This window comes from Vibrio sagamiensis NBRC 104589 (assembly GCF_007990935.1).
Classification (GTDB): domain Bacteria; phylum Pseudomonadota; class Gammaproteobacteria; order Enterobacterales; family Vibrionaceae; genus Vibrio; species Vibrio sagamiensis.
Window position 1 is genome coordinate 1 of record NZ_BJXJ01000055.1, and the last position, 16067, is coordinate 16067.

At 37.8% G+C, this 16067-nt stretch carries 14 protein-coding genes; 8 read left to right on the plus strand and 6 right to left on the minus strand.

Features of this window, described 5'->3' with window-relative positions; translation table 11 throughout:
* Positions 1–489 precede the first annotated feature (489 nt).
* Both VSA01S_RS17965 and VSA01S_RS17970 read right to left on the minus strand, forming a co-directional pair.
* Positions 490–984, minus strand: coding sequence for a hypothetical protein (locus tag VSA01S_RS17965; RefSeq protein WP_039982570.1), 495 nt, complete (start codon positions 982–984; stop codon positions 490–492).
* A 613-nt stretch (positions 985–1597) separates the two neighbouring features.
* Positions 1598–2431, minus strand: coding sequence for a CvfB family protein (locus tag VSA01S_RS17970; RefSeq protein WP_039982569.1), 834 nt, complete (start codon positions 2429–2431; stop codon positions 1598–1600).
* A gap of 178 nt (positions 2432–2609) precedes the next feature.
* Here VSA01S_RS17970 and VSA01S_RS17975 point away from each other — a divergent pair, with 178 nt between their 5' ends.
* A complete protein-coding gene (locus VSA01S_RS17975; RefSeq protein ID WP_039982567.1) occupies positions 2610–3962 on the plus strand; it encodes a hypothetical protein in 1353 nt (450 codons plus the stop codon).
* Positions 3963–4023: 61 nt separating this feature from the next.
* Here VSA01S_RS17975 and VSA01S_RS17980 read toward each other — a convergent pair whose 3' ends face one another.
* Positions 4024–4512, minus strand: a complete 489-nt coding sequence (locus tag VSA01S_RS17980) for a DUF4442 domain-containing protein (protein WP_039982566.1) — start codon at positions 4510–4512, stop codon at positions 4024–4026.
* Positions 4513–4822: 310 nt separating this feature from the next.
* Between VSA01S_RS17980 and VSA01S_RS17985 the strand changes: the two genes are divergently transcribed.
* Together VSA01S_RS17985 and VSA01S_RS17990 are read left to right on the plus strand one after the other, a co-directional pair.
* Positions 4823–5875 (plus strand): 3-deoxy-7-phosphoheptulonate synthase, encoded by a 1053-nt coding sequence (locus VSA01S_RS17985; protein ID WP_039982562.1) that lies wholly within the window; start codon positions 4823–4825, stop codon positions 5873–5875.
* Between the two features lie 32 nt (positions 5876–5907).
* Positions 5908–6390, plus strand: a complete 483-nt coding sequence (locus VSA01S_RS17990; protein ID WP_039982561.1) for a YajQ family cyclic di-GMP-binding protein — start codon at positions 5908–5910, stop codon at positions 6388–6390.
* Positions 6391–6453: 63 nt separating this feature from the next.
* Here VSA01S_RS17990 and VSA01S_RS17995 read toward each other — a convergent pair whose 3' ends face one another.
* Positions 6454–7374 (minus strand): precorrin-2 dehydrogenase/sirohydrochlorin ferrochelatase family protein, encoded by a 921-nt coding sequence (locus VSA01S_RS17995; RefSeq protein ID WP_039982571.1) that lies wholly within the window; start codon positions 7372–7374, stop codon positions 6454–6456.
* A 317-nt stretch (positions 7375–7691) separates the two neighbouring features.
* On the opposite strand from VSA01S_RS17995, the gene VSA01S_RS18000 reads away from it, so the two are divergent.
* Positions 7692–8360 (plus strand): Bax inhibitor-1/YccA family protein, encoded by a 669-nt coding sequence (locus VSA01S_RS18000; RefSeq protein WP_039982560.1) that lies wholly within the window; start codon positions 7692–7694, stop codon positions 8358–8360.
* 280 nt (positions 8361–8640) lie between these two features.
* Here VSA01S_RS18000 and VSA01S_RS18005 read toward each other — a convergent pair whose 3' ends face one another.
* Both VSA01S_RS18005 and gbpA read right to left on the minus strand, forming a co-directional pair.
* A complete protein-coding gene (locus VSA01S_RS18005; protein ID WP_039982559.1) occupies positions 8641–9522 on the minus strand; it encodes an NAD-dependent epimerase/dehydratase family protein in 882 nt (293 codons plus the stop codon).
* Between the two features lie 240 nt (positions 9523–9762).
* Complete coding sequence (gene gbpA / locus VSA01S_RS18010; protein WP_039982558.1) at positions 9763–11235, minus strand: N-acetylglucosamine-binding protein GbpA; 1473 nt, start codon at positions 11233–11235, stop codon at positions 9763–9765.
* Between the two features lie 617 nt (positions 11236–11852).
* Between gbpA and VSA01S_RS18015 the strand changes: the two genes are divergently transcribed.
* The 4 genes from VSA01S_RS18015 to VSA01S_RS18030 all read left to right on the plus strand — a co-directional run bounded on the left by VSA01S_RS18015 (position 11853) and on the right by VSA01S_RS18030 (position 15912).
* Positions 11853–12146 (plus strand): SemiSWEET transporter, encoded by a 294-nt coding sequence (locus tag VSA01S_RS18015; protein ID WP_039981847.1) that lies wholly within the window; start codon positions 11853–11855, stop codon positions 12144–12146.
* Between the two features lie 170 nt (positions 12147–12316).
* Positions 12317–12646 carry a TusE/DsrC/DsvC family sulfur relay protein gene (locus VSA01S_RS18020; RefSeq protein ID WP_039981848.1) on the plus strand — a complete coding sequence of 110 codons (330 nt, stop codon included), beginning with the start codon at positions 12317–12319 and terminating at the stop codon, positions 12644–12646.
* A gap of 109 nt (positions 12647–12755) precedes the next feature.
* Positions 12756–13949, plus strand: coding sequence for a class I SAM-dependent methyltransferase (locus VSA01S_RS18025; RefSeq protein ID WP_039981849.1), 1194 nt, complete (start codon positions 12756–12758; stop codon positions 13947–13949).
* A 1384-nt stretch (positions 13950–15333) separates the two neighbouring features.
* The gene (locus VSA01S_RS18030) at positions 15334–15912 is read left to right on the plus strand and encodes a YrbL family protein (RefSeq protein WP_039981851.1); all 579 of its coding nucleotides are present in this window, start codon (positions 15334–15336) and stop codon (positions 15910–15912) included.
* The last annotated feature ends 155 nt before the right edge of the window (positions 15913–16067 follow it).

Below are 16067 nucleotides of genomic sequence, written 5' to 3' on the forward strand. Positions count from 1 at the left end.
GACATTATTTTTAGGTGAAATAAATAAAAAAGCTAAAATTCTACTTTATAACCACTCATAAAAACCACTTAAAATGAGATACTGATCACAAAGATAATCATACCGATGAATCAAGTAAAAATAAAATATAAGCTTCAAAAGAATATGATTTAAATAAACGCTTCATAAATGACTGGTCTAGTGCCAACGTAAGGCTTGCAAAAATACCGTTAACTAAGATATCCAAACATTATCCACACGGGCTTGTTGCAAAAACCTCACAACCCGCCAGGCTTTAACTATGATTCGTCACTGAGCAATGCGTTATAGCCAAGTCTGAATTCAAATGGCGACACTTCACCCCTGAACTTATCTTATTGCTTGAGGGGACATGTAAGATCCGCCTTCCACAATGAATTCTTCTATATCTTTGGAATTTACGCATGAAAAGAGGTGCTCAGATAGGCACCTCAGACACATCTTCAATTTTTGCAACAAGCCCAGATAGAGTTAATTCCAATCTGGTGCAATTATGCCTTGTCTTGCTGAATCAGCATATTCATTATCTGAAAGGAAGCCCGATTGGCCAATAACAGCATTTTGCGCAGCAAAATGAGCACCAGTTTTCCTTACAGGCGTTGCAATGAATGCGATTAAATCTACGTTGGTTGAACCTTTCAAATTAGATTTTACCTGCTTAGTAATAGCTGCATTTTCCCTATCGACAAAATCATTAACATTTTCAGGAGTCATTTCTCTATTCAAATATTCTGGAGTTAAGGTTGCATAGTGCGAGGCTATGGATGGAGAAGCTCCAGTTGTGTTAGTAAAGAAAGTAGTAGCAACGTTTTTAAGGTGTAATAAGGTATAAGGCTTTCTTTCAGGAGCTGGTGTGACTCTTTTTATATCCTCTTTCATTGAGGTTCTTCTAGCTGCTACATTTGTTTGAGCTTTATTATTTATAATGGTTGCTGCAGTGTGTAAATTAGGATTTATTTTTCCCACTTGCCATTCCTCGTTGATATTAATCTCAAGAAATTAAATAATTTGAATGGTGTGTTATGGCAAGTGCTATTTTTCATTATTGTGAACTAAATGGCAATTATCTGGTTTTGTCGCAAACTTTTAGATACTCCGGCATATTGAATGACAAATCAATACTAAAAAATAACTTTCATGTTTAGAGACTACCACTTTCCATTCGAAGTTATTCTCGATACCATACGCTATTATCTCGTCTGTAAACTGGCTCATTGCAAAAGCCTCACAACCCACCAGACTTTAACTTTAATTAATATTTATCTTGATATTCTTTTCCGCCTCCGTTCTCCTGATATCCAAATTACGTACTTAAATAATATAAGCCTGGGGAATGTTAAGGCATCTTACTTTCAACACATTTTACCAATTTGAACCAAGTTCACTAGCGATATCGTGATAGTGTACTAAGATATAATTACACATTTAATTTACCAGCATAGCTAATGCACGAAAGTTTTTAATAGCGATTTATAGTTTATCTAAATTAACCTTTTCCCCTAGGCCCAAAAATATGGAAGAATTTGGGCCTATTTTTTAATTGTTCACATTAAAATATCACAATTAAAAACAATGATGTTTATGGTAGACGAATTCCATTAGCTTCAATCACAATCTTGCCGCTTTTATATAGCCCGCCAATCGTCTTTTTATAGGTGCCTTTACTTGTTCTGAACACTTCGAAGATTGCTTCTGGTGATGATTTATCGTTCAGCGGTAAGAAGCCCCCTTTCTTTTGAAGCTCATCCAAAATTTTGTTTGAAAGATCATCCATTTTAGCAACACCAACTTTCTGTAGAGCTAAGTCTATTTTTCCATCTTCCCGAACTTGTTTAATGTAACCTTTTAGTTTCTTACCAATAAACAACTTACCAAAAACGTCCGAAGGAAAAATCATTCCCCAATGCTGCCCATTAATAATTGCTTTGTAACCAAGTTGGCTACGTTCCGCAATGATAAGTTCTACTTGTTGGTTTACATCATAGGTAGATGGTGTTTTATCTAACCATTTATTAAACTTCGTTGTTCCAACAATACGTCCTGAAGCTTTGTCAGTATAGACGTAAACAAGGATAGTCTGACCTGCAGAGAATCGAGTGCGCTGTTCACTGAATGGAATCAGGAGATCTTTTTCTTTGATCCCCCAGCTCACAAATGCGCCTGTCTTATTGATGCCTTCAATTTTCATTAACCCCCACTCACCTACTTGAGCTATCGGCGTCTCTGTGGTGGCTGTAAGTTGGCTTTCTGAGTCAAAGTAAAGAAAAACATCAATTTGCTCACCAATTTCTAAACCTTCCGGAACATATTTGTTAGGCAGTAATACTGAACCATAATCTTCTGCATCTAGAAACATACCAAAATCAGCCTTTTTAATGACCTCTAAGCTGTTAATTTGACCAATTTTAATCATTGAATTCATCTCTTTTTAAATTTGTTAGTAATTATACCCAAACTGAGCATAAAATCAGAGAGAAATACCGTCATCTCTGCTATGCTATTGATGTTTTACACTAATTTTTTCCAGCCTAGTTGCAGTGAATATAGCGCTACAAGGTTTAGGATGATAGTTCTAAGATCAGGAGACTTCATTGGTCACTGTAGACAAACAAGACTCAACAACACTCAAGGTTAGTCATGCTCTCGCAAAGAGCAAAATACTAAACCTTGATATTTACATATTTGTTCCCGGGGAACTTGGTTTAAACTCAGATATTATCAGTGAATCAGAGTTTTACTACACTTCAATCACTCAGAAACGTTCTTACTATAGTACCGAAATTCTTTTACCGCTCGTTCATAGCCGTCTCGCTAAACGAGGTCACTTATCAAATCGTCAATATCGAGTCAGTTTAAGCTTATTTGCTTATCAGTATGTAACGGCTCTTGATAAAGCAGTGGAGTCCTTAAACAAACACGAAAGTGACAGTGTAACTGGAGATGATGTTGATGAAGTAATTGAGCTAACACTAGATATTCTTAAGCGCTTGAGACGTTCAATACCTTATGAAGAAAGCCTCAAACGTTATTATGTTAATATAGATAACTACTTATCTTGGTACACTGAACAAAAATTCCTTTCATTGATCGCACACCTTCCTCGTGAAGGTGATTACAGTACGATTAAAGAACGCTTAATCACTCTCTGTGAAAAAGAGCAGGCTCACCGTAAACTTAACAATTACAACTCCACAGGTATGTTTGAGGATGTTACTCGTCTGTCCAATAAAATGCGATTGTTACGACGCTTAATTGAGCACCCCATTGTATTACGTGAAAAAACGACATCAATGGGCAAAAACATTAAACGAGCAACAAAAGGAATTGCGACAGGCTTGGTTATGGTATTCGTCACAACCACCGTAATCTTGGCTCGTGATTACCTTGGTGAGATCTCAGCATCCTTCATTATTGCAATGTCATTTATATATGCATTAAGAGAAATCTTTAAAGATGATCTTCGTGATGCTATGTGGCGATGGATTCGAAAAGGCAAACCTAAATGGCGAAAGAAATACATGGACCCGACAACAATGAAGGTTGTTGGTCGTAAATTAGAATGGCTCGATTATCGCTCTCTATCAACTCTTCCAGATAAAATTCAAAGCATCCGTAAAAAACGAGTTGTACAACGGGAAGAGCAAATTCTTCATTATCATGCACAAACTGAAATGGCGACCTCATCGTTCCTAAGTGGATATGAGCAAACCCGTGAGACATTAAACATAAGCTTGCGTCCCATAATACGATTAATGGACAAAAGTACCAATCGTGTTTACAGACTTACTGATGGTCAGGTAAGTAAAGAATCGGTAGAAAAACGGCACTTACTAAATGTCATAGTTAAAGAGTGTAATCATACAGAAGAACCGATTTACTACCGCTGGAAAGTGGTTCTTAATCGCTCAAAAATTGTATCAATCGAAAAGATAAAGCTAGAATAAATCAACTCTATCCTTCAGATAACAACCAATTAAAAAGCTCATATCACGTCGTCAATACGTTTCATGATTGTGATGACGGCGCAGCTTTTATTGATAGAGTTAAGATAAATTTCGCCATTGCTTTTTGCCCATCAATCGATGGACAAAAGGCCGTAATTGCAACGTCTTCGTTGACACGCTCACCCGTTTTTAATGTTGTTTGTAACATTTCATCAATAAGCAAACCATCATGGCAAACAAAATGTACATCTCCCTCTGGTCTTTTTAAAAACTCGGCCCTCATCCCTTTGAATACCAAAGAAATATGCTTACCTCTGTCTTTTGCCTTACACATCGCTAAAAAGCCACCAGCAAGGTCAGCACCTATAGCAAGTGCACCAAAGTACATACTATTGTGATGATTTTTCGTGCGTCTTCGTAGAGGAATTTTCACTTCGACATGTTGCTCATCTATTGCAATAATTTTAGGTCGACATAGCCAAATCAAAGGCACTTTAGTCATCCCAAACAGTTTTAAGTACATATTTGTACGCCAAATCGTAGGTAACATCACTTTTCCTCATATAGATCATCCGACCAGTCAAACAATTCGCCGCCAACATGTCAATACAACAAAGCCACTTTTGTTAATGCAATGTTAATAACCCCACAGTAAATCATATTTACTGAACCCATTTATGTGATCTCTTGATAAGGTTTTAATCGGTATGCATTCATAGAAAAATTGCAAAAGATTCAATCAAAAAAACTAAAGCCAAATTTAAAATCCATAATAGAAAATAAGATTTTAGTGAAGGGTTTATTCCTTAACAGAATTCCGCTATCTTTAGTGCTTAACCATAGAGAATAAAAGCTTAGATATGCCGATTAAAACAGACGAATTGAGGACACAGCCTCTAGGTCCCATGCCTACTCCAGCAGAACTTGGAAGTATCCACCCTATCACCGATGATGTTGCTGCTCGCATTGCTCAATCTCGTCGACAAATTGAAAATATATTAACTGGTGAAGATAACCGTATCCTTGCGATTGTTGGGCCTTGTTCAGTTCATGATACCGAAGCTGCAATTGACTATGCAACTCGTCTTGCGAGTATTCAAGAACAATATAGAGATGAATTGTTCATTGTAATGAGAACTTACTTCGAGAAGCCAAGAACCGTTGTCGGATGGAAAGGTTTAATTACTGACCCTAATCTGGATGGTTCATACGCCCTTGAGGCAGGTTTGCATAAAGCTCGTAAATTACTCCTAGATATAAATAAACTGGGTTTAGCAACCGCTACTGAGTTCTTGGACATGATCACTGGTCAGTATATTGCTGATTTGATTACTTGGGGAGCAATAGGCGCACGAACGACCGAGTCACAAATTCATAGAGAAATGGCCTCAGCACTTTCCTGCCCTGTTGGTTTTAAAAACGGAACCAATGGTAATGTGAAAATTTCCATTGATGCAATCAGAGCATCGAAAGCGTCCCACTACTTTTATTCTCCAGATAAAAATGGCCGCATGACAGTTTACCGCACCAGTGGTAACCCATATGGACACGTAATTTTACGTGGTGGGGATAAAGGCCCTAACTATGATGCAGCCTCTGTTCTAAAAGCCTGCGAAGCACTGGCAGAGTTTGATCTTCCACAACGTTTGGTGATCGACTTTAGTCACGCAAATTGTCAAAAACAACATCGTAAACAAATAGAAGTAGCACAAGATATATGTGACCAAATTAGTTCTGGTAGTAACAAAATTGCCGGAATCATGGCGGAAAGCTTCATTTTAGAAGGTAATCAGCCAATGACAGATATTCATAATCTAACTTATGGTCAATCAATCACTGACCCATGCTTAGGTTGGGATGACACGGTTACCTTGCTCGATATGCTAGCCACCGCTGTCAAATCCCGAAAGTAATTTCCCTATAACAAAATAATCGAGGAATCTTCATGCCATCGTTTGATATTGTTTCTGAAATCGACGCCGTTGAATTACGTAATGCGGTAGATAATGCAAATCGAGAGCTTTCAACACGTTTCGATTTCCGCAACGTAAATGCGAGTTTTGAACTTGTCGATGAAAATGTAAAAGTTTCAGCTGAAGGCGAATTTCAACTTAAGCAAATGCGCGATATTCTACGTGGACATTTAGCTAAACGTAATATTGATGCAAATGCTATGGATTCACAAAAGCCTGAAGCAACTGGAAAAAACTGGCATCAAAACCTTACTTTCCGTCAAGGTATCGATACGCCTACAGCCAAAAAGGTAGTGAAGCTAATAAAAGACGCCAAATTGAAAGTACAAGCTTCTATCCAAGGCGAAAAAGTTCGTGTGACAGGTAAAAAGCGAGATGACCTACAAGCGACGATGGCTACAATTCGTGAGGCAGAGTTAGGTATTCCGTTCCAATTTAATAACTTCCGTGATTAAAGTTCACTAGTGAAGCCTAAATGCGCTGAGCTACATAAGTTAGATCAGCGCTTCTATTACATGTTACAAAACTAAGTTCTTTCCCTGCAACAATAAAAATTCTTTGGTATTTTGAGGAATAAAAATACAAATGCGTAGATCTCGCTTTTCAGCTTTCGCCAATTTCTCAGACAATTCCGCTGCACTTACAAAAATATCTCTTTGTGCATCTCTTCGCACTAATTCCAACACATCATTTTTACAGTCAATACAAGTCAAAACCAACTCTGCTTGTTGCATGTATCGTAAGGCTTTGATAGGTAACATTTCAATGTCGTCTCCTACTTCAATCCATACACAACAACCTTTGGTATCAATCTGATGTTGTAATAGTTCTTGGTAAACCACTTCTAATTGACGATTATCACATGCGTTTTCCACACGAGTGTCTGCAAAGTAATGCTCCCAATATTTGCGTCTTAAGTCCACACTTGGCAAAGCATCTTTAATTGAATTTCGCTTCGAGTTTGCAAACTCAGCTAATAAATTGAGATTTTGTGGGAGAATTGCCTCCAATTTTTCACGCACATTACGAATTAGTACAGGTGAAGCTCCTCCACTTGATATTGCAACCTGAATACGGCCACGATTTATCATTGAAGGGGTAATAAAATCACAAAAAGGCTTATCATCAACAACATTGACTAAAATATTGTACATCTTTGCATCTTTGTAAACCTGATGATTCAGCTCTGGGTTATCTGTTGTTGCCCACACTTGAACAAACTTATTCGTTACAAGTTCTGCAGAATAAAACCGTTGAACCCACGTAATTTTCTGGTCTTGAGCGAATTGCTTCAAAAACTCATCTAAACTTGGAGAAACCACCGTCACATCGGCACCTGCTTTATGTAAAGCCTCAACCTTACGACTTGCAACTTCACCACCACCCACAACCAATACTGGCTTATCTACCAAATCTAAAAACACAGGAAAATATTGCATCTCAATCCATGATTGTTTCAAATTACTGTCTGAGCCCATCCTATCAAAAGTCGTAGTCTCTATTCACCTTATTTTGTCTTACCTGTGCTTCATTTCTCTTTGCTTAATAATAACCAATAAAATAACCGGAAGAATTTACTCAGCTTCCAACAACAAAACTATGCAACGCAGTCATATTATGTTACAAGTTACACCATACATAACATATTATTTCTATTATTATTTCACGTAGATGTACATTTAGAGACTTGATTTTTGAACTTTCAGTCCTATATATGTCTATGTATCATTATAAGACCATCCTATTGAGGAAGATTATGAACAGTCCAATGTTTTCACGCTCAACCAATGTACCTGGTACATTGGAAACGAACAAAGTCCTTAAGAACACTTACTTTCTATTGTCGATGACGCTAGTGACCAGTGCTATTGCTGCAGGTGCAACAATGGCTATGCAGATTTCATCAATTGTCGCTATCGTAATGCAACTAGCGGCTATCGGTATTCTATTTTTCGTTATGCCTAAGGCTATTAACTCATCGACTGGTATTGTTTGGACATTTGTCTTCACAACACTAATGGGCGGTGCGTTAGGTCCAATGCTTAACTATTACGTTGCTATTCCAAATGGCCCAATGATCATTGCTCAAGCTCTTGGATTAACCGGTATGGTTTTCCTAGGCCTTTCGGCTTACACGATTTCAAGCAAGAAAGATTTTTCTTTCATGCGTAATTTCCTAATAGCTGGTTTAATCATTGTTATTGTTGCAGCTTTAATCAACATTTTCGTTGGTTCTACCCTTGCACAGCTTGTTATCAGTAGCGTTTCTGCGCTTGTTTTCTCTGGTTTCATTCTGTACGACACAAGCCGTATCGTTCGTGGTGAAGAAACTAACTACGTTAGCGCTACAATCTCTATGTACCTAAACATCTTAAACTTGTTCACTAGCCTACTGAGCATCCTAGGCATTATGAACGACGATTAATTTCTGGTTTATGTAACCCAAAAAGCTCGGATATCATATCTGAGCTTTTTATATCTATTCAAATCGAAGCACCTCATTTACCTATTGCCATAAAGCCACTGAAACCGTCCGCAGTAAAACACAATTCAAGACGAATCACTTCCAAAAGTCTGGTTATCTCACTGATTCACCGTGCTCTCTGTACCTTTCATTCCAAGTGATACAAAAAATGGCAATTGATGGCTTTACTTTCACACTTATTAAAATTGAGCCACTTTACCTGCAGGTGAAGGAATGGTTGTTAGCTTCGTTTGCGTGGGGGTAGCACTTCTGCGATCTCAGTATCTAGCATTTCCAAAACACTTTCAAAACCATACTTCGGGAACCAATTTAACTTTTCCTGTGCGGATGAAGAATCATATACACGATCTAAACTTTTAGGTAATTGCCACTGCCTCTGCTCAAATGCTAAAGCAATGTTTGGGCACCGACGCTTAATGACTGAGTCAGCTTCAGTGTACAGTATTTCACAGTCCTTTTGATTAAACGGAGTTCTACCTGAGATGATAAAACGATTAAAACCACTAAGTCGCTTGTCCACAGCACACAAATGAGCATTCGCGACATCTCGGGCATCAATACCACGAGTTAGGCGAAATACTGCCATTAAATCTGCTGGTTCTGGAAAACATCTCGACATTTGCAATACTGTCACTGGCAAATTAAATAGGCTTGAAATCTCTTGAAGTTTTGACTCTGCGGCAACCTTACTTTTATGATAAATCGACTTAGGCTGTGGGGTAACTTGCTCATTTACCCACCCTGCGACACCTTGGGGTGTGGACGCACAACCGTACAATGCTGTTGTACTGGTAAAAACAAAATGTTTTACTCCTGCTTTTACTCCAGCTAAAGCCAAATGTTCGGTTGCTTCTACATTGATAGATTGAAACTCTGCGTCAGGTACCAATCCAACATGTGGGGCATGAATAGCCGCTGTATGAATAATGGCATCAATATTTTCAAGAGCTTGCTTGATAAGAATGCTATCTCGAATGTCACCAATGAAATCTGTCGTTGAACAAGGTGTTATATCAAGTCCCACTACATCATGTTTTTGCATTAACTTAATGTAGATTGCACGACCCACTCTACCTGCAGAGCCTGTCACCAAAATCCTCATTTAATCCACCTTACTTGTTATTTGCCCATTTCATAGGCGAATGCTAACAACGCAAGTCACCTAGCCCTATTCACCGCAAACTTATCCTTTTGGTACACAAAACCCCGCTGAATTGCAGCGGGGCTTTTATTATCTTTTTAAGTCACTTAGCTCTTTATAGATCTAGAGGCTTAACTCTTTACCTGTTTGGTTAGCTAAGCAGTTCTTGGATCAATTAGAGTTAACTGGAGTTAAAAACAATTAATCTAATTTGTTCCAAGCCATTTGCCAGTCAGAACCAGTACCTGGTGCAAACTGTGTTGCTGTTGCAGTCCACTGCTTACAGTAACCAGAGTATGGGAAAGGCTTACATTGGTATACAGCACCATCAGCAGCAAGGACTTTCGTTCCTGCAGTGTAGTTTGCAACACCTTCAGGGAAAACAAAGTCGTAATCGCCTGGCGTCGGAGTTGGGTTTACTGATTCTTCTTTTAGGTGGAAGTTAAGTGTTTCTTGATTAACTAAGTTACCTTGCTCATCTTTAATGCGGCTGACAAGCATATGGTGACCCGCTTCTGATTTATTTAATTTCAGAGCAACACCTTGGCTTTGACCATCTTTTAGAGCGCCAGACCAACTTGCCAATGCTTCACGGTGGTGGTTGTAAACTGTCAATTCTGCATCAACATCACCTTCCGTAGTAAGCGTTAGGTTAAGCTCTGTTGGAGTATCTGTGATGATGTACTCGTCTTTTAGGCCATCAACAGTAATTGAGTAATCTGGTGTCGGTGTTTCGATGTTGTAGCCAATTTCAACACGTTTTAGACCACTGCCTGATTTTAGGAAAATTGGGTTTGTGCCGAAAGTTGGTTGGAAGTTGTTATCAACTAACTGACCTGCACGAATGTTAGGTTGCTCTTTGTTGATAAGCGTCGCTAGAGCGTGAGACCAGTTTTTAGCTTGGCCTAATGTTGCATCTGTAATCTCTAAAGTCGTTCTGTAAGCGACATTTTCACCTGATTGGTCAAAGACACGTGTATATACAGAGTCACCCACACTTAGATCAAGTGTTGGAATGATTTGACCACCTTTTTCCCAATCTGGAATAAGTGGTGTGCTGTTGTTGTCTTCAAATTCTACATCGATAACATTGTAGAAAGCATTAGATGTATCACCCACATCCCAAACCGCAAGAATCACTTGGTAACCATCACGCTTTGGCACATTACACTCCTGTGTATGGTTCATTGGTGGCTTTTGCATGTTACCTTCAATAACACAGAATGGCGTAAGATCAAATGAGTCACGAGACAGTGAAGCATTTGGGTTCCAGTTTTGTTTGGTCATGTAGTATTTCCACGTACGAGTTACGTGGTTTGCTGTATATGTCCACTCAAAAGTTTGTTTACCAGCTTGAATTGGGCGCTTAACCCAACGATCTGCTGTTTGCTCATCCAATGCCGTAGCAAGAGCACTTTCTGCGCTGGCAATTTTTCCATCACGTGGGCCGGCTTCCGGGAAACCCTCCGGGCCTTCAACACTCTGCGGTTCCCATTGAATAGAGCCACAGTTTAAGTTTTTTTCATTGGTATCTGATGTTGGATATTTACACATCGCGACGCGGCCTGCTGCAACACCACCAATGCCTTCAGATACATAGCCATGAGAAAAAGCCGCACCACTTAAACTAGTCAGAGCTAAGGCTACCAGTGTTTTTTTTGGAAATGAGTTCATTATAAGTCCTTGAGATTAAATTGAATGCTTCACTTTTTTGACCACTGCTCAAAACCATTTACCGGTTTTGATGTTATTTCTATCAAATAAAAAGTGATAACCCGGAATCTATAGGAACTTTATTTCTAATGAAAATTAAATAATTTACAACTGAGAGCTATAGCCCAAATAAATAACAAAAGAAACAATAGTCTAGACTTATTAAATATAATTTGTTAATAATTTTATACAGTTATTTTATATCAACCCTCAAATCATAATAAATATTTATATTTAGCCAGTTAAGTTATATTTAAAATACATTATTTACACTTAGTCCAGCCTTATTTTCTACAATTAATGAGATTCACGAATAAAATAGCACCAACTATCATCACCAAGAGTGAATAATTCACGCACAGAATTAACAATCGATGAATTAACAACCAACAATGCCTTTCATTTACATTAGCATTTAGTACGTATTCAACTAGTATTGATTGGACTAATCTCAAGTAAACTTTAAGTACAGCCATGTTTAACTGCGCCTGTTCTTGCTATGACTTGTGATGTATACCCAAATAACTTGTGAAGTCAGGACTTCATCACGGTGAACTTTTCTAAAGAGGTGTTCGAATATGTCTCTCCTCAATAGCTTAGGTAAGAAACTCGAACCTATTATGCTTTTCATGGGGTTAGTGAGCCCAATCGCGACATTGCCACAACTTTATAAACTTTATATAACTCACTCTCATCATGCCCATGGTTTATCACTAACCACTTGGTCAATGTACGCATTAATATCGCTGCTTTGGTTTATCTACGGGCTCTATCATAGAAACCCAACCATTTGGGTCGGCAATTTACTTGGTTTTTTGGCTTACCTTGCGATGGTTGTTGGCATTATAATTAAGGCAGGTATTGTGATTTAAACGATGAGTGAGGCCAACAAGAATCGCGGTATCAAAACCAATAGGTTCAAAATCGTTGGGTGACTGGCGCTTTTTTCTCCATTTGATATCAAAGCACCACTATTTTGTTGAGCTCTTGCCTCCCCCTAAGCTACCCTGAAACGATAACTGATGAATTTATAGGAAAAGTGATGTTCATTTATAACGGAAAAGAAATTGAAACCGACGCCCAAGGTTATTTGCTTGATCATAAACAGTGGGATGAAGGTATGATTGCCCTTTTAGCCGAAGATGAGCAGATTGAGCTTACCGATGCACACCTTGAAGTCATTCATTTCGTACGTGACTTCTATGAAGAATTTAATACTTCACCCGCTGTAAGAATGTTAGTCAAAGCACTAGAAAAAGCTCATGGGCCTGAAAAAGGTAATAGCAAATACCTATTTAAGCTTTTTAAGAAAGGGCCTGCTAAACAAGCGACTAAATTGGCTGGTCTGCCTAAACCAGCAAAGTGCTTATAGTTCCTATTTTTGATTACATGTAATCAACAAACAAATCACCGTATGTTGCTTTTAATAGGAACATCTCGGACAATGCTTTCTTTTTCAAATCTAATTAAGAGCCAAATCAATGACAGCTGCAATATATCTGGTTAAAGGTCGTGAGAAATCGGTTAAACGCAAACACCCTTGGATATTTTCAAGAGGTATCAGCAAAGTGGAAGGCGACCCCGCTCTTGGTGAAACTGTCGATGTGTTCAGTTTTGATGGCAAATGGCTTGCGAAAGCGGCTTACTCTCCTCATTCACAAATCCGTGCTCGTATTTGGAGTTTTGAAAAAGAATCAATCGATAAGGCATTCTTTATTAAACGATTTAACAATGCTCAATTACTTCGTGAAGATATTATTGAACGCGATGGATTGACGGGTTATCGTCTTGTTGCGGCTGAGTCGGATGGCCTTCCTGGAATTACAATCGATCGCTATAAAAACTTTTTTGTCTGCCAATTGCTCAGTGCTGGCGCAGAGTTTAATAAGCAAAACATTATTGATGCTTTAATCGAATGTTTCCCTGAGTGTAATATCTATGAGCGTTCCGACGTATCTGTACGCAAAAAAGAAGGGCTTGCGGAAACAACGGGAGTATTACATGGAGACACTCCACCTAAGTCTGTTGTGATTGAAGAAAATGGCGTCAAAATCAGCGTTGATATAGTTGGTGGCCATAAGACGGGTTTCTACCTTGATCAAAGAGACAGTAGACAACAAGCAATGAAATACGTGAAAGGCAAAGAAGTCTTGAACTGTTTTTCATACACTGGTGGATTTGGTTTATATGCCTTAAAAGGTGGAGCCAAACGTGTCATCAACGCTGATGTTTCTCAACCTGCGCTCGATACTGCAAAACATAATGCTGAAATTAATGGCTTCGACATCTCAAAAAAACGCGCTGTTTTTCTTAACGCGGATGTGTTCAAACTATTAAGAGAATACCGTGACCAAGGCACTCAGTTTGATGTCGTTATCATGGACCCACCGAAGTTTGCTGAGAGTAAAGCACAATTAAATGGTGCTTGCCGCGGTTATAAAGATATTAATATGCTGGCGATGCAAATACTGAGACCTGGTGGAACACTGCTTACCTACTCTTGTTCTGGACTCATGGACCAAGCTTTATTCCAAAAAATCATTGCTGATGCAGCGGTTGATGCTAATCGTCAGGTGAAGTTTGTTGAACGTTTTGAACAAGCCGCTGATCACCCAACTGATACCGCCTACCCTGAAGGTTTTTATCTAAAAGGTTTTGCTTGTAAGGTTCTTTAATTCCATAACTTTAACTTACAACCCTCACCGAGCTGCAAGATTGCTTTGGAATACTGCTCCAAAATATAAAGGAAACCACCGCTTTCGCGGTGGTTAAAAAACTATAACTTAACAAGATTAAATTGATTAATTGGCGAGAAAATGGCGATGCCGAGTCTATCCTGCCAGTTTTTAGAAAGTGAATAAGAATTGGGAGTCGTTGTTAATGCTAACTTTTTTCTTACTTTCATAGAGCCCCATAATTCGAAAAAAACAAAAACGTCTTGTTAAGGTGATGAGGTGAACAACTCTAATATCTACGCTTTCAATCCAATTCAATTTACTCTAGTGAATAATAGAAAAGCGCCCAGTTAAAGTTAACATCACCATTTCATTCTTAGTCTCTTATTGAGTAACTAATTTTTTTAAATAGGCCAATTATCTAAATTAGCTTCACCTTTGTTTCTATCTGAATATATTGATTCTTTTCGGATGTAGTCATTTAATATTACCTACCATAAATATTCTGGCATTAACTCACGCTTATAGAGTAATTCAGACGCTCGTAGTTATTTTTTGATCTCTTTAATGAATAATTCTTGAGGCACGTTCTGATTAAATGAGGTAGAGAATAGAATGCCTTCAACTAATTTTCGCCACCAAAATCTGCTTAAACTTGGGATATTGATATGCACTAGTTTTAATAGGAGATAGTATGGGTGCTTTTTATTTAAATCTTTTAAACACTTCTACCCCTCCTACTACGAGGTTAGTGACAATGTGTAAATTACTAACCTTAAAAACATTCACCAAACACATTTAAACCTGTCAAGATACAATCCAAGTACATACTTTAATTTAATTGATTGAAGTTCATTTAAAAAACGAAGTTAATGAGTTAATACTGCTTATTTGATGCTATGTTTAGCGAGGTGTCCTCATTTCTCAGGCTAAGCAATGATTCAAGATTTAACTTATTATTCAATATCTTATTGAACTTCGAGAACTATCATAAATATAGCTAGAAGTATGCTGACCAATCCAAAATATCTAGAAAAGAGAAAAAATCAATACTCGAGAGATGAAAATCAAGCAATCCCAGCCTATTAATGTAGATTCATGGTTGCCAAACGATATTAATAATAAAGCCTGAGGAACGATGAAATAGATCGGTGTTTATCTCGCATGTTACCTCGGTAACAGCATAAAACCAATGCGAGTAGCAGTTGCGCTCCACTTTTATTTTTATTATTATCAATAAAAATAAAAAAAGTGCCTCTGATGGTATTTAAGAAAAATCTTCAGTTTTTGCAACAAGCCTTTTTAAATTGAGATTTACCAAGAAAAATCGTTATGAACTCGCAAAGTATGTAACACGTTATGCCTAGTGGGTTTTGGAGTCTATATGAATGAAAAGTTGAAATTGAGCCACAAAATAGGTTCAGGGAACTGGAGATGTGTATACTTACATCCTGAAAATAAAAACAAATGTGTTAAAGTTCTAAAATCTGAAATGTTAGACAAACAAGAAACTAAAGCAGATATAAATCAAGAAGAGCATGACTATTTTACCAAGTATGCTGACAACATATATGCTCCAAATTACTATGGTAAAGTTGAGGTTGAAGGATCTGAAGGAACTGCTATCTGTTTTGAATTAATTAGAGATGCTGCTGGTCAAATCTCAAAAAGAATAGATAAGGCCATAGAATGTGGAGATATTTCAAAGGAAAAAGCTATAGAGCTTTGCAAAGAAGCTTATCAGTACTTTTGTATAAACGGTATTCTTGTTCACGATTCTGGTATGCAAAATATATTGCTACAAAAGAGGCACGATTGTTCTTTTAAGTTTTATCAGATTGATGGTTTTGGTGTGAAGCGTAATGATTTTTTATATAAGTTGAGAGTTAAATTTAAATTATTTGCTTCATATAAAACCAATAAGCAACTTACAAGCTTAATTAAAAGAATAGAGCTTCTCTGACTTATTGATCTTACACAACTGCATTTAATGCGCCCCTAGGTTTCAAACACATAAAAGATATCAATATGGGCTTGTTGCAAAAATTGAAGATGTTTCTGATGTGCCTATCTGAGCACCGCTTTTAATGCGTAAATTCCGAAGATATTGAAGAGTTC